The 14,294-nt window shown below is 63.0% G+C and carries 15 protein-coding genes; 7 read left to right on the top strand and 8 right to left on the bottom strand.

What is annotated here, in order from left to right:
- Positions 1–5: 5 nt before the first annotated feature.
- Both UNPA324_RS21180 and UNPA324_RS21175 read right to left on the bottom strand, forming a co-directional pair.
- Entirely contained in the window at positions 6–953 is a 948-nt protein-coding gene (locus tag UNPA324_RS21180; protein ID WP_164936301.1) for an AAA family ATPase, read from the bottom strand.
- Positions 954–1,098: 145 nt separating this feature from the next.
- Positions 1,099–1,299 carry a hypothetical protein gene (locus tag UNPA324_RS21175; RefSeq protein WP_128919828.1) on the bottom strand — a complete coding sequence of 67 codons (201 nt, stop codon included), beginning with the start codon at positions 1,297–1,299 and terminating at the stop codon, positions 1,099–1,101.
- Positions 1,300–1,524: 225 nt separating this feature from the next.
- Here UNPA324_RS21175 and UNPA324_RS21170 point away from each other — a divergent pair, with 225 nt between their 5' ends.
- On the top strand, positions 1,525–2,499 hold the full coding sequence (locus UNPA324_RS21170; protein WP_128919829.1) for a quinone oxidoreductase family protein: 975 nt from the start codon (positions 1,525–1,527) through the stop codon (positions 2,497–2,499).
- Between the two features lie 39 nt (positions 2,500–2,538).
- On the opposite strand, the gene UNPA324_RS21165 is transcribed toward UNPA324_RS21170, so the two are convergent.
- A complete protein-coding gene (locus UNPA324_RS21165; protein WP_128919830.1) occupies positions 2,539–2,814 on the bottom strand; it encodes a hypothetical protein in 276 nt (91 codons plus the stop codon).
- A 99-nt stretch (positions 2,815–2,913) separates the two neighbouring features.
- Positions 2,914–3,522, bottom strand: a complete 609-nt coding sequence (locus UNPA324_RS21160; RefSeq protein WP_128919831.1) for a S24 family peptidase — start codon at positions 3,520–3,522, stop codon at positions 2,914–2,916.
- A 164-nt stretch (positions 3,523–3,686) separates the two neighbouring features.
- On the opposite strand from UNPA324_RS21160, the gene UNPA324_RS21155 reads away from it, so the two are divergent.
- Positions 3,687–4,217, top strand: coding sequence for a GcrA family cell cycle regulator (locus tag UNPA324_RS21155; protein WP_128919832.1), 531 nt, complete (start codon positions 3,687–3,689; stop codon positions 4,215–4,217).
- Positions 4,218–4,257: 40 nt separating this feature from the next.
- The gene (locus UNPA324_RS21150; RefSeq protein ID WP_141935773.1) at positions 4,258–4,833 is read left to right on the top strand and encodes a hypothetical protein; all 576 of its coding nucleotides are present in this window, start codon (positions 4,258–4,260) and stop codon (positions 4,831–4,833) included.
- Between the two features lie 47 nt (positions 4,834–4,880).
- Here the strand turns inward: UNPA324_RS21150 and UNPA324_RS21145 are convergent, their stop codons facing one another.
- Positions 4,881–5,237 (bottom strand): hypothetical protein, encoded by a 357-nt coding sequence (locus tag UNPA324_RS21145; RefSeq protein WP_128919834.1) that lies wholly within the window; start codon positions 5,235–5,237, stop codon positions 4,881–4,883.
- Between the two features lie 642 nt (positions 5,238–5,879).
- On the opposite strand from UNPA324_RS21145, the gene UNPA324_RS21140 reads away from it, so the two are divergent.
- Together UNPA324_RS21140 and UNPA324_RS21135 are read left to right on the top strand one after the other, a co-directional pair.
- On the top strand, positions 5,880–6,065 hold the full coding sequence (locus UNPA324_RS21140; protein WP_007601490.1) for a hypothetical protein: 186 nt from the start codon (positions 5,880–5,882) through the stop codon (positions 6,063–6,065).
- 143 nt (positions 6,066–6,208) lie between these two features.
- Positions 6,209–6,550, top strand: coding sequence for a phasin (locus tag UNPA324_RS21135; RefSeq protein ID WP_094972645.1), 342 nt, complete (start codon positions 6,209–6,211; stop codon positions 6,548–6,550).
- Between the two features lie 185 nt (positions 6,551–6,735).
- Here UNPA324_RS21135 and UNPA324_RS21130 read toward each other — a convergent pair whose 3' ends face one another.
- The 3 genes from UNPA324_RS21130 to UNPA324_RS21120 all read right to left on the bottom strand — a co-directional run bounded on the left by UNPA324_RS21130 (position 6,736) and on the right by UNPA324_RS21120 (position 10,128).
- Positions 6,736–7,053 (bottom strand): c-type cytochrome, encoded by a 318-nt coding sequence (locus UNPA324_RS21130; RefSeq protein ID WP_128919835.1) that lies wholly within the window; start codon positions 7,051–7,053, stop codon positions 6,736–6,738.
- Positions 7,054–7,344: 291 nt separating this feature from the next.
- Positions 7,345–8,175: an alpha/beta fold hydrolase gene (locus UNPA324_RS21125; protein ID WP_141935771.1), complete on the bottom strand. Its 831-nt coding sequence runs from the start codon at positions 8,173–8,175 to the stop codon at positions 7,345–7,347.
- 156 nt (positions 8,176–8,331) lie between these two features.
- Positions 8,332–10,128 carry a ShlB/FhaC/HecB family hemolysin secretion/activation protein gene (locus UNPA324_RS21120; RefSeq protein ID WP_141935769.1) on the bottom strand — a complete coding sequence of 599 codons (1,797 nt, stop codon included), beginning with the start codon at positions 10,126–10,128 and terminating at the stop codon, positions 8,332–8,334.
- Positions 10,129–10,257: 129 nt separating this feature from the next.
- Between UNPA324_RS21120 and UNPA324_RS21115 the strand changes: the two genes are divergently transcribed.
- Together UNPA324_RS21115 and UNPA324_RS21110 are read left to right on the top strand one after the other, a co-directional pair.
- Positions 10,258–11,475, top strand: a complete 1,218-nt coding sequence (locus UNPA324_RS21115) for a FecR family protein (RefSeq protein ID WP_141935767.1) — start codon at positions 10,258–10,260, stop codon at positions 11,473–11,475.
- 57 nt (positions 11,476–11,532) lie between these two features.
- On the top strand, positions 11,533–14,277 hold the full coding sequence (locus tag UNPA324_RS21110; RefSeq protein WP_181769463.1) for an EAL domain-containing protein: 2,745 nt from the start codon (positions 11,533–11,535) through the stop codon (positions 14,275–14,277).
- The last annotated feature ends 17 nt before the right edge of the window (positions 14,278–14,294 follow it).

Below are 14,294 nucleotides of genomic sequence, written 5' to 3'. Positions count from 1 at the left end.
CGGCGTCAACCGAAGACGTTGGACCGTGCCGCCTTGGCAATGAAGGTCGTCACCTGCGGCGATGCGGCCTCGATGTCGGCTTCGTATTTCAGGAGCACGTTCAGGGTGTCCTTGACGATATCGGTGTCGAGCTCGGAAGCCTGGAGCAGCACCAGGACGCGTGCCCAATCGATGGTCTCACTGACCGACGGCAGCTTCTTCAGATCCAGCGAGCGGATCTCGTGGATGAAGCCGACCATCTGCCGGCGCAGCGCCTGCGAGATGCCGGGCACGCGGCTTTCGACGATGCGCTCCTCGAGCCGCTGCTCGGGGAAGCCGATATGCAGATGCAGGCAGCGCCGCTTCAAGGCATCACCGAGGTCGCGCTCGCTGTTGGAGGTGAGGATCACGGTCGGCGGGGTGATGGCCGAGACGGTGCCGAGCTCGGGGATCGTGACCTGGAAGTCGGACAGGATCTCCAGCAGCAGCGATTCAAATTCCGCGTCCGATTTGTCGATCTCGTCGATCAGGAGCACGCAGCCGCCCGGCTGCTCCAGCGCTTGGAGAAGAGGACGCGGCTCGACGAATTCCTTGGAGAAAAACACGTCGCCAAAATCGTGGAGCTGGTCGAGCGCGGCATGCAGCGTCTGCGCCCCGCCCAGGACCTCGCCGAGCTTGTCCTTGAGGATCTGCGTGTAGAGAAGCTGCTTGGCGTATTTCCACTCGTAGAGCGCCTTGGCTTCGTCGAGGCCTTCGTAGCATTGCAGGCGGATCATCTTCATGCCGCGCCAGGCGGCGATCGCCTTGGCAAGCTCGGTCTTGCCGACGCCCGCGGGGCCCTCGACCAGGATCGGCTTCTCGATCTGCTGCGACAAATAGACGGCGGTCGCGATCTGCCGGCTCGCGATATAGCCCTGCGCGGCGAGGCCGCTCTCCACTGCCTCGATCGAGGTCGAGGCCTTCTGATCAGCCACGAAAGGGCGCTCCCAAAGGTCTTGCTTGAGGCTTGTTCTGCCTGCGTTCCCGGCAAAGAACAAGCCTCGTTTGGGAGACATCAGACCCGCACGAGCGGCGGTTTTTCCGCTGAACGCAAATAGTTGAGCGGTTCACCGTTCGCGATCAGTGCCGCAACACTTCCGGCTTGCGGATGGTCTGCCTGACCTCGGCGCCGCAATCGGCGCATTCATAAACAAAGTCGATCTTGGCAAGGCTCCAATGCGGCTCGACCTCGCGCACATACATCGGCAGGAACCCCATGCAGGTGGGACAATTCACGGGCGCTATTTCGCCGTCCTGATGATGCTGTACATAAGCTGGCATCTCGGCTCTCCTTCGCAGGCGACCACCAAACCCCGCGCAGAAGCTACTGCCGGTCGCTTCAGGCGCGTCATCAACTCTTTCGAACGGAGATGGAACGGCGGAGGTTTGTCGCTCGCTGTGACATTCTTGTAACGTGTCTGTACTGTAACGGGCGGACCGAATGCCTATTTCTGCGGCCAATCCGGCTTTTTCGGATCCTCACCCAACGATAAGGGAGCAACGCCCATGACGCATGCCATTCGTTTTCACAAGACCGGCGGTCCGGAAGTCCTGGTCTGGGAGGAGGTCAACGTCGGCAAGCCCGGACCGGGCGAGGCGCGCATCCGCCACACCGCGGTCGGCCTCAACTTCGTCGACATCTACAACCGTTCGGGCCTGTACCCGGCGCAACTGCCAAGCGGGCTCGGCAGCGAGGCGGCCGGAATCGTCGAGGAGGTCGGAGCCGGTGTCACCGATCTCAAGCCGGGCGATCGTGTCGCCTATGGCGCCTCGCCGCTCGGGGCCTATTCAGAGGGGCGGCTGATCCCTGCGGACCGTTTGCTGAAACTGCCGGACGGCGTCGACGACAAGACCGCGGCGGCGATGATGCTCAAAGGGCTCACCACACAATATCTGATCCGGCAGACCTATCGGGTGAAGGCCGGCGACACCATCCTGCTGCACGCGGCGGCCGGCGGCGTCGGCCTGATCCTGGGCCAGTGGGCCAAGCACCTCGGCGCGACCGTGATCGGTACCGTCAGCAACGACGAAAAGGCCAAGCTTGCCAAGGCGCATGGCTGCGATCACGTCATCATCTACACCCGCGAAGATTTCGTGAAGCGGGTCGACGAAATCACCGGCGGCAAGAAGGTGCCGGTGGTCTATGACTCCGTCGGCAAGGACACATTCCTGAAATCGCTGGATTGCCTCGCGCCGCTCGGCGTCGCCGCGTTGTTCGGTCAATCCTCCGGTGCAGTCGAGCCGCTCAATCTCGGCCTGTTGGCCCAGAAGGGTTCGCTCTACGTCACCCGTCCGACGCTGTTCACCTATGCCGCCAAGCGCGAGAACCTGATCACGATGGCGAACGAACTGTTCGACGTCGTCAAGTCCGGTGCGGTCAAGATCGAGGTACACCAGACCTATCCGTTGAAGGAGGCCGCCAAGGCGCATGCCGATCTCGCCGCGCGCAAGACCACGGGATCGACCGTGCTTACGGTGTAATGTCCGGCCGGATGGTGACGCAGGCGACCAGGCCTTGCGTCACGTCCGCTCGTGCTTGCGCAGGTCCCGGACGTGGTCGAGGCGCACTGCCTGGAGATCGACCTCTTCGGGCGGGATCTGGGGGAGGGTGGCCTCGCTCAGGATGGCCTCGGTGACGTCCTCGACCGAGTTCTCGGCGATCTCGTGGATGAACGAGACATTCCGGTATTCGCCCGACACGATGCGGGAGACGACCTCGCGTCTGGTGATCTCGGGATCGACGACTGCCTCGCGCCCCCGCCGTCCGTAGTCGATCATCACGACGAAATACTGCATGAAACGACCCCGCCGCGTCCCGTCACTCGGGAACGCGGCAGAGTATTTCCGAAAATCGGAATCAAGTCAAGCGCAATTTCCGAATAACGGAAACTGATGTCACTTGCCCTTCTTGCGGGGGCGTGCCGATTTCGCGCGCAGCCGCTCGAGCTGCCCTTTGGGCATCGACAGGCAGATCTCCCCGACCCAATCGAGCTTGACGCCGACGATCGGCTTGGCATTGAAGCTGGTGAGATTGACGACGGACGGAGTTTTCCCCCGCTCGATGGTCTTCAGATAGCGCTCGCCGGTCTTGAGCCGCACCACGGCCTCCTCGCCGTAGAAGCTCGACAGCGGATGACGCTGGTCCTTGTAGACCACGATCACGTCGCCGCTCTCGTATTTGGGCAGCATCGAATCGCCCACGATCTCGAATGCGACGGTTTCTTCCATGATCGGGAAGGGCAGCGCGATGTCGCCGAGCCCCTCCGGCGGAACCTGCTCGTAATCCGGCTCGATCACGGCGCCGGCGCCGACCCGGCCCATGATCGGCGCGAGATTGAGCTCAAGATATTCCATGATCGGAATGATCTCCGAAGCCTTCACCAGACGTTCGCCGCCGAGAATCTCCGAGACCGCGCCGGGCCGCACGCCCATGGCCGCCGCCAGGCCGCCCTTGCTCTTGCCGGTCTTCTCCAGACCCCGCTCGATCATTGCAACGTCCAACATGGTGATTCCCTCGATTGCACACCGTCTTGCCTCTTGTAATCCGAAATTCGGAATTGATGCAATTATGAATATCAGAATTATCGCTTGACTTGATCTTCGGAATACCGGAATGTGTGTTCGCCTCCCGTCGTTCGATGAGAGGAGGCGCATCACAGGATAACAGCATGGAACCGGGCCATTGGCCGTCGGAGCACTCCGACGCGCTTCGCGACTATTTTCGCAAAGGCATGTCTTATGCGGAGATCGGAAGACAGATTAACGCAAGGTTTGGAACGACTTACACGCGCAACGCGGTGATCGGCCGCGCCAAGCGGCTCGGGCTCGTCGTACCGGAATGGATCGCTAGCCCATCGGTCGCGCCATATTTGCCTGGTGAAGCTCCGGTTTCACCACGCCGCGCGGTGTTACCGAACCTGAACGTGCCGCCGAAGTCCGCAATGAAGCCGGCAGCGCCTGTCAAGTTACGCTGCGTCGGCGTTCAGCCGCGCCTGATCCAACTGGTCGAACTCGAGCCGGCCGACTGCCGCTATCCCTATGGCGGCGACAAGGACGGGGAGGAGATCGCCTTCTGTGGTCATCCCTGCCGGCCGGGCTCCAGCTATTGCGCGCCGCACGCGCGCCTGACGCACCGCTCCGGGGCTGCGTCCGCCCGTGTCCCCGGTCCCGTCGTGCTGAGGCTGGTCTCCGCTGCCTGAGCTTCCCCGTTCCATCGTCAGTTTCGCAAGGAGTATTAGAGTGGCTCGTGTCCGACGCAACAAGTCCTACAGATTGGCGCAGATCTACGACCGGCGGCCCCGCGAGGTGCCGTTCAATGCCGAAGTGGCGGAAGTCGAGGTCGACAATCCGCTGGCGCTCGATTCCGGTGAGAAGATCCTGGCCATCCGGTCGATCCGTGGCGATCCGCTGGGACGGCTGCACGCGCATCATCAGATCGACGAGGCGCAATACCGCGGCGGGCGTGCCTTCCAGAACGATTGGGAGAGGGCGGAGCGGGGACCTCAGGCGATGGACCCGACCCGGGAATATGTTGATGGCACGCGCACGCGCGAGCCCGTCACCGAGAGCCAGCGCCAGGCGGTGTTGCGGTTGAATCGGGTCGAGCGCGAACTTGGCACCGACGGCGCCGCGCTGGTGCACGACGTGCTGATCCTGGGCCTGACCATGGATCAGATCGGCGCGCGTCGCGCCGTCCGAACGCAGCGCTGGAACGATTATTTTGCGCGGCGTTTTCGCGAATGTCTGGACCGGCTGGCGCTGATCTACGGCTTTGCGACGGAAACGGGGACACAACGGGCAGGCCGGCGCGGTTGAAGACGGCACGCCGCCGGCCTCGGCCGCCGGCGTGCCCAGTCGGTTGTTTAGGGATGCGGTACGATCAGGTAAGGCGTCGTGTACGGCTCGACGCGGAGCGAGGCGTTGGCCAGAAGCCCGATCTTGGCGGTCGGAGCCTGCTGCAATTCGCCGTTCGGGCCACGATGCACGTTGTATTGCCAGACCGTGAGATCGCCCTTCTGCGCCAGCGCGTGCGCAACCGCGCTGGCATCGTTGCCGCCGAGCCCCTTAAGTTCCTCCGCCGATAACCCGACGACGATTTCGTCCTTGATGGTGATGATCTTGAACAGGTTCATCTTGGTCTCCTGCGCCCATGCGCCTGGTATCGAGAGGGAGAAAAGCGCGACCGCGGCGCCCTTGATGAGATCGCAGCGAGAAAGCATGCCGTCGTCCTTTGGTGCTGACGCGCGCCCGAATCGGAGAGTTTTCAGCCATGGCGCCCGTAATCTGCGTGGCCGTGTCGCAACGGCTTGGTCGCTCGCTCATGGACAATGGTTCACGGGCGGACACATATCCGGACCGACGAGGCGACAACCGCGCCGAGATCAGGACGCGGGAGATCAGCTTGCGAGATCGATCTTCATTTCGTCGCTGATACAACCGCCGGAGCTGGACTCAACAATTACGTGTATGCGCCGGAGAAGCGCTCATGCGCAGCCAATGTCCATTCATGTCGGAAACAAGCCGAAACGTTGTGCCAATTGACAGCGGTCGGGGCTGTATGCGTGATTGATGCCGCTTCTTGACGCAGGTGGGTGACGGCAGTCGATATTCCTGTTATCCGGAATTGCCGTGCTGCGATGCAGACGAAGCATCGCTGCACCCACGGTTGGACTTGCTGGACGGGTTGTTCCTTGGCATAATTGCAACCAAATGATTGAGCGCGTTGTGGGACATGTTGTCCAGCGCGCCAGCCGGTCGGGGCCACCTGGCCGAGAGTTCGTCGCTAGAGGTCCCGTTGTGGCGTCTTGTTACAGCGTTAGCTTCTCGGGTGGATCAAGGCCGACGCTTGTCATAGGTGCGAGATGAAGAACCTCAATTTCGCGGCTGAACTGCACCTCAAGCTCGGCGCGCCCGCAAGCGGCACGGTCGAAAGTCTTCGCCTGCTGCGCGCGTTCCTGAAGCTCGCGCCGCGACAGCGTTTCGAGGTTATCAAGCTGGTCGAAGACCTCGCCACCGAAGAAGCCCTTCCCGAGCACCCCTTGTCCTGAGCCCGGCCGCGCGCCGGCCTCATGCCGGCTCTTACGCTTTCCTGCCGTAGCCGGACCGCCGGCGAGGTTTCCCCCAGGCTGGCCGCTGGAAGGCGATCCGGCAAGTGTGGTATTCAATTGGGGAAAATGGGAGGACTGCGACCATGATCGAACCGAAGCTCGAAGTTCCGGCCGAACTGCGCGACCTGGCCGAGAAGACGATTGACCAGGCGGAAAAAGCATTCGGAATGTTTTTCGAAGCGGCCACTAAATCGATGTCGTCGGTTCCGGGCGCGGGGACCGAGGTGTCGAAGCAGGCGCTGGTTTTCACCGAGCAGAACATGAAGTCGGCGTTCGAGCATGCGCGCAAGCTGGTTCATGCCACCGACCTTCAGGAAGCGATGCGAATCCAGTCCGATTTCCTGCGCAGCCAGTTCACCAGTGCTGGAGATCACATGCGTCAGATGACCGGCAGTCTCATGCAACCGGGCAAGGGCAAATCCTGATCCTGGCTGTCCACAGCGTGCCCACACATTGAACTTGCGCGGTGTGGCGATCCGGATTTCGTTGCTGGCGCCGATCCATGCCGGCCACCGAATGATCCTTCGCCGTCCGGCATCCCTTCTGCTGATCCCTGTCGGTCCTCCGGCAGGGATCTTTATGTGTGGCAGGTGCCGTGCTCGGCGCTCTCCTATCGAAGCGATGCGATGTAGGCCGCGATGTCGCCCGCTTCGGTCCGGCTCAAGGGGAAATTCGGCATCTTCGGGTGGGGATCGAGCAGGAAGAAGGCGAGCCTCTCCGGACTGAAGTTTGGCCTGTGCGCGACAGAGGCAAAGGAGGGGACGTCGGCGCTCGCCTGGGTCTGGCCGTTCGCGACGATATGGCAGCTTGCGCACCAGCGCTTGGCGAGGTCGGCACCGTGATCGGCATCAGCTGCGAGCGCAGACGACGTGCCGACGCTCGAGGTTACGGCAAGCAGCAGGCAGATTCGTCTCAAATGCTGGTGCATAGGGTAACCTTCATGCATTCGTTGGCGTCCGGCATGCCTATCCGCAGCATGATCCCGGAAATTGCGAGAGATCAATGCGGGCTATGATCGACCGCAGCAGCTTGCGAACCGAACGATAGAGATGCCGTACCACTGCCGGCATTCTTGCCGTGGGCAGGTTCAGGCTTCTTGCATCGAAACCCTTCGTATCAAGACTTCCGATAGGATGCGACACCTGTCTCTCCGAGGTCATATGGCTTTTCTATCCTGCTGCTTCGGAGCCGCCTTGATCTGCCGCAAGGCCGTTCCCGGCTAATAGTCGCCCGGGTTCATGATCATCGGGCTTTTCGTATCAGCCGGTGCGAGCGCGCTGCTGGCGCTGTCGCGCAGGAAGCGGTCGAGTGTTTCCTGGATCTTCTCCTTGACCGAGTTAGGGCCGCGATCGCTCATTTCCGTGTGCTGTGCGCCGGTGTGGACGATGTCGATGCCGCGCGCCTTGGCCTCTTCTGGCGTCGGCAGCACGCCGGGATCGGTCACGAAATGCGGGTCCTTCGACCGGAACGACAGGATCTTCAGGCCGCTACTGGCCACGAAAGGAACCCGAAGATTGTCGAGCGTGATCACCTTCGACACCAGTTCCGGGTGCTGATGGGCGACATACATGGAGACGTCGCCGCCGTTGGAATGGCCGACGAGGGTGATGTGGTCGTAATCGACGTTCTCCTGCTGCCTCTTCAGTTTGTCCAGTACGAAGAGAATGTTGGCCTCGCAGCGGATATAGACCTCACGCCGGCCGACATATTGCTGACCGACGTGGGTCATCAGCGGCGGGTCACTCGGCAGGTCCTGCTGGATGCTGGCAACCAGATAGCCGCGCGCGGCGAGCACATTGGCGAGGAAGGAATATTCGGTGGCCTTGACGGTGTTGCCGTTACTGATGATGGCGAGCGGGAGTTTCCAGAGGCCGAGATTGGACTTGGCCTCGTAATCGCGCCGTACCGCCAGTTCGACCGAGATCGGCCGCTGCCGCGAGGTGTCGAACAGCGCCAAAGTCTCATGGCGGATCGCGAACCGGCTGACGACGAGATATTCCCCGACGCCGAGGATGCAGAGAAACGTCAGGATTGCAAACACCCTCTTCATGGCTTCGTCTCAAATCACGTTCGGCTGAACATGGTCATTGGGAACTCCCGGATCGAGCGATCGTGAGTAGGTTACGGGATTAAATTTAGGCAAGTCTGTGGAGCAAGGCCGCGAAAGGGCCGCATGCCGGGGCGACTTGCGCAAACGACCGGGCGGCTAGAGACAGCCCGACCTGCCGCGTTCGGGGCAGAGCCGGAATGCGCTCGACAACGTGAGCAGGAAGCGGGGGCTGCGGCGCTCGTTGTCCGGCGCCCGGAAGCTCAACGGCACCGCCACGCCGAGATCGGCCTGGACATCGTTTGGCAGGAAGAAGCGGACGCCGGCTCCGGCCGATGTCAGCGACAGGCCTTCACTCAAACGGTAGCCGTCGTTCCAGACGGCGCCGGCGTCGCCAAAGGCATAGAGCTGATAGCCGGTCCAGTAGTGGAAATTGAGCTTCTGGTCGAAGCGCAGTTCGAGCGAGCCGGCAAGGCCGTTGTCGCCGCTGATCTCGGCTGCGCCATAACCCCGGCCGAAGGCCGCGCCGCCGAGATAAAACTGCTGCGAGGTGAACAGCGGCCGCGACGCTGTCTGGCTCGCTGCGGAGAGCTTGAGCGACCAGGCATCGTTGAGTGTCTGGTAGCGTGTGAACCAGAGGTTCAGCACCGAGAAGTTCGACGAGGCGCCGTCGCGCGACAACAGATCGTCGCCGAAATGCGAGGCACCGAAGACATCGAGACCCTGGCGGTAGGTCAGCGTCGCGAAATTGGTGCCGCCGAAGTGATCCTGCAGCCTGTAGTCGGCGGTCAGGCTCGCGGTCCTGATGTGGTCGTTGTACCAGGGGCCGTAGAGGTCGTGCTCGGACACATTGCTGAAGCTCGTCGCCGCAGTCAGCGTGAGCGTGGAGGATTGCGACTGCAGCGGAACGACGCCGGCGCGAAGCTCGAAGGCCTCGGTCGTCGTGATGTCGCTGTCGAGGCGGCGGGCATCGCCCGGTCGGACCGCGCTGTACAGGACGGAAGCACCGAGACGTACGCCGTCGACGCCGACGGGCGCGTCATAGGACATCCGTGCAAAGCCGAGCTCGCGAGGATCGTTGGCAATCGTCGACAGGTTGACGGCCAGCGTGTCTCCAGGCGTGAGGTAGGAGTTGAACGCGCCGGTGGCGTAGGTCTGCCACGGGCCGACCGAGGATGATCCGAGATTGTCCAGGCCGAACGAGGAGAAGACGTGCCAGGTCTTCAAATAGACGGTGAGACGGAAGCGGCCGGACCCGCTGCCGATTTCCTCCAGCGCGCTATCGGTGATCCGAACGCCCGGCCTGGCGTTGATGAGGAAGAGCTGGCGTTCGAGTGTCGGGAGGCGCGACGGCTGCTCGGCGAGAACCGGCCCGAGTATCGGCCTTACGCCGAACTGCTCGGCGCCCTCGCCTTTCAGCTCGACCTGCACGATGGCGCCTTCGATCACCTGGATCCGGACCCGGCCGTCGGCAATGTCCTGCGGCGGCACGATCGCCCGGCTCAGATGAAAGCCGTCTGCGCGGTAGAGATCGCTGATCGCGCCGGCGATCCCGGCGAGATCCGCCTGCGAGACCTTCTTGCCGAGATAAGGCTGATAGACTGCGGCAATGCGATCGCGGGAGACGGCGTGGGCGCCGCTGACGTTAACGCCGCGCAGGACGAATTGCGGCTTGGTCTCGCCGCCGGTGTTAGGTTGGCCAACCGTCGGCAGGCTGACCGGGGGGCGGTTCAGCCTTTCCCGTTCGGTTTGGTTTTCAAAGTATTTCTCGGGCTGGCGCGGATCGAAGCCCGGCTGGTTCGCTTGTTGCGCGAACGCTTGGGGAACACCCGCAAAAATCGGGACCAACAACGCCAATGCGGTAATGAGCTGCCGCCTCCCGGCGCACGCGGCGAAACTTTCCCCGTAGTTTGACGGGGGAATTGCCACGGGACGGTAAGGGTTCGTTAGCCGCATGATTTTTCTTAGTTTTTTATGGTCAATGATTGGTTAATCTCGCCCCTCCACTGGCCGCTTCCCGCTAATCCTCTCTTGAGTGATTTCGGATACCCCTCAGATCCGGCTAACGCGGGACTGAGGATCGTCATGCTCGGCAGAATTGGAATGCGGTGCGCTGTCGTGGCGGCGCTGACCCTTGGAACGGCATCCGGTGCGTTCGCCGCGGAGGATGGCGTCTGGTCGATCAGCAAGGCCACCGGCGAGGTGTGGGTCGCAACCGACGGCGCGCAACAGGTCTCGCTGAACCAGGAAGAGACGCTCAAGCCCGGCAATACCATCCGGACCGGCCGCAATGGCCGGGTGCTGCTCGTCCGCGGCGAGGAAACGATTCTGATCTCTCCCAACTCGGTGGTCGGCTTGCCGGCCGAGAAGAAGGAGGGGCTCTCGACCACCATCATCCAGCAGGCGGGTTCGATCCTGCTCGAAGTCGAGAAGCGCAACGTCAAGCACTTCGAGGTCGAGACGCCCTATCTCGCCGCCGTGGTCAAGGGAACGCGGTTCAGCGTCACGGTGGGAGCAGGGACCACCAAGGTCGGCGTGCTCCGCGGCCAGGTCGAGGTCTCCGACTTCAAGACGGGGCAGATTGCCCAGGTCATGAAGGGACAAGCAGCAACCGTCTCCGAGCACGGCAAGCCCGGCCTCAGGCTGAGCGGTGCAGGGACGTTCAACCCGATCGAGCACGGCAAGCCGCGCGCTCCGACGATCGAGCGTGTGCCGGTGCCAAAATCAGGCCTGTCGGCGCCGCGCAATGCCGCGAGCGGCCATACGATCCACGCGCTCGGGCCAATCGACAAGGCGGCCGGCGCGCCGAAGCCATCGCATCAGGCGGCTGGGGGTCATGTCTCCAAAGCCGGCGCCGTGCGCATCTCGAACTCGCTCGGCGAGGTCAAGCTGAACTTCCACAAGGTCACGCACGGACTTGCCCACGGCGCGGTGGCTCCCGGACAGGTGCGCAACGCAAACGCCAGCCCGGGTGCCGAGACCGTCTGGAGCGATGGCAAGACCGGCATGAGCGCGTCCAACAGCGCCGTCCAGACGGCGGTGACGACCAGCGGTGCGGCAACCTCGGTCAGCAACGGTGCGTCGAACCCGGGCGCTGCAATCGCCGCAGCTGCGGCCAACAACGGAAATGCCGGCGGCAACGGCAATTCCGGCAATGGCAACAACGGCAATGCCAATGGCAGTGGCAACGGCGGCGGCACCGGCAACAGCGGCGCCACCGGCAATGGCTGGAGCAACACCGGTAGCGGCAATGCGGGCGGGGGCGATCACGGCAGCGATGGCCGTGGCCACAACAGACACTAAGGTATTTCCTGGGGGATGAGGGGCGCACCCGCGGGAGCGGGGCGGGGGAGGATCGGAGTGAAACGCTATCGGCCGCATATTCTAGTTGTGATCGCGCTTGCGATCGTGCTGTCCACGGGATGGCATGGTGCGCTTCGCAACGCGCTCACCGATCTGCGGTTCGCCTGGCAGTCGCGTGAGGCCACCGGCAAGGTCGTGGTGGTGGCCATCGACGCACCATCAATCGATCAGATCGGAGTGTGGCCCTGGCCGCGCCGGCTTCACGCAGACCTGCTGCACAGGCTTCAGGCGGCGGGCGCGGGGGACATCGCGTTCGATGTCGATTTCAGCACGCCGTCGGATCCGGCTTCCGACGATGCTTTCGTCAAGGCGCTTCGCGATGCCGGCGGCTCGACGATCCTGCCGTCCTTCAAGCAGCCGACGCCGAATGGTGGCGCTGCGCACGTCAATCGTCCCCTGAAGCCGTTCAGCAACCAGTCGTGGCCGGCGGTCGTGAACGTCGCAGTCGAATCCGACGGACTCGTTCGCCGCTATCCATTCGGCGAGAAGCTCGGCGATGCCTTGATGCCCTCGATGGCCGTCGTGCTGGCCGGGCAGGACGCCAACCGGCGGTCGCCCTTCCTGATCGATTTCGGCATTCGTGCCGCCTCCATTCCGAGCGTCTCCTATGTCGACGTGCTGCGGGGCGATGCCGCCGCGCTCGACAAGCTGAGAGACAAGAAGATCATCATCGGGGCCACCGCGCTCGAGCTCGGCGACCGTTTCAGCGTTCCCAACGGCAAGATCGTCTCGGGGCCGGTGCTCCAGGCGCTGGCCGCGGAATCGATCCTTCAGGGCCGGATGCTGCGCTGGACGTCCGATATCGGCATGATCATGGGCCTGGGCGTGATCTGCCTGCTGATGATGTATTCGTGGCGCCGCTTCGCACCAGGAATTCGCGTTGCCGTCCTCATCGCCGCCGGGGCGGCTATCGAGCTGGCCGCAGCCTTCGTGCAGGCAAGATGGTCCCTCGTGATCGACACATCGCTATTCCATATCGCGATCATCGCCTATCTGACCGCGATCGCGCTGGACGAAATCGATTTCCGTGGTCTTCTCGGACGCATCGCCGAAAGCCGCTTCCACCGTATCGCGATGTCGCTTGGCGACGGTCTCGTCTGCACCGACGAGAATCACCGGATCACGGTTTGGAATCCCGGCGCGAGCGCGATCTTCGGCTACACGCCGGCAGAAATGATCGGTCGTCCGTTCGAAACGCTGTGCGCTATGCCGGTGGCGGAAGGCGATACGAGACCGTCCATGCACGACGCCGCGCGCCAGGCGCTCCTGGTTCCAGGTGGGGCGGTCGTCGTCGAGTTCGAGGGCCGGCGCAAGAATGGTGAAACCCTCCCCGTCGAGGCAAGCTTCTCGGGTTGGCAGGGAACGGACGGCTTTCAGTACGGTGCGATTCTGCGCGATATTTCGGTCCGCAAACGTGAAGCTGAACGCGTCAAATATCTTGCCGAACATGATGCGCTGACCGGTCTTGCCAATCGCAATACGCTGCAAGCCCGACTGGTCGGCATGATTGCGGATGCGGAGCGACAGCCTCGCGAGGTCGCCTTGCTCGTGATCGGGCTCGACGGCTTCCGGCAAATCAACAACATGCTTGGGCATTCAGCCGGTGACCACGTGCTGCGGGCCGTCGCCGAGCGTCTCCGGATCGAAGTCGATGGCAAGGCAGTCGTTGCCCGGCTCGGCGGTGACGAATTCGCCATCGCGCTCGACTGTGCAGAGGCCGGCGAGCCGCTCGCGGCGTTCGCCGAGCGGATCGCGCGCGCGTTCGAAACACCGCTTGCGACGGGCACGCGGCAGCACCGCGTCAGGATCAGCATCGGAATTGCCGCCTATCCTGAAGGCGGACACAACGCCGACGATCTCCTCAGCAATGGCCATCTCGCGCTGAGCCGTGCCAAGGCGACGCGGCGCGGCGGCCATGTGCTCTTCGAGGCTGTGATCAGGCAGGAGCTGGAGAACCGGCTGACGTTGGAGAGCGAGTTGGCGCTTGCCGCGGATCGCGGTGAGTTCGAACTGTTCTACCAGCCCCAGGTTCGTCTGATCGACGGCAGCCTTGTCGGGGCCGAAGCGCTCATCCGTTGGCGGCATCCGGTGCGCGGCTACGTCTCGCCCGGAGAGTTCATGCCGGTGGTCAACTCCTCGGCCCTGTCCGAGCGGATCGCGAATTGGGTGATGGAGACCGCGTGCCGTCAGGCGCGTGACTGGGAGCTGTCCGGCAATGGCGTGCGCGTCGCCATCAACCTCTCGCCCTCGCAGCTTCACTCCGGCGACCTCGCGAATTCGGTCGCGGCCTTGCTCGAATCGACGGGGCTGACGCCCTCGTTGCTCGAGCTCGAGGTCACCGAAGACATTCTGCTCCATGACGAAGACCGCGTCCTCGCCATGTTCAAGCGAATCCAGGAGCTCGGCGTCAGAATCCTGTTCGATGATTTCGGCACCGGTTATGCAAGCCTGAGCTATCTGAAGAAGTTTCCGCTCGACGGGCTGAAGATCGACCGGTCGTTCGTGTTCGGTCTGCTCGCGAATTCCGACGATGCCGCGATCGTCGGCTCGACCATCGGCCTCAGCAAGCAACTCGGCCTCACGGTCGTGGCCGAAGGCATCGAGAACCGTGCAACCGCCGACTTCCTGGTCAGCATGGGATGCGAGGAAGGGCAGGGCTACTTCTTCGGACGTCCGATGCCTGCCGAGGCATTCGACAGGCAATTTCTGGTGACTGGGCTCGACGTGGTCACCGCGGCCTGAGCAGGGCGGCCTGGTTT

This window comes from Bradyrhizobium sp. UNPA324 (genome assembly GCF_006658635.1).
GTDB lineage: Bacteria > Pseudomonadota > Alphaproteobacteria > Rhizobiales > Xanthobacteraceae > Bradyrhizobium > Bradyrhizobium nanningense.
This window is presented reverse-complemented; position numbering and strand designations above follow the sequence as displayed.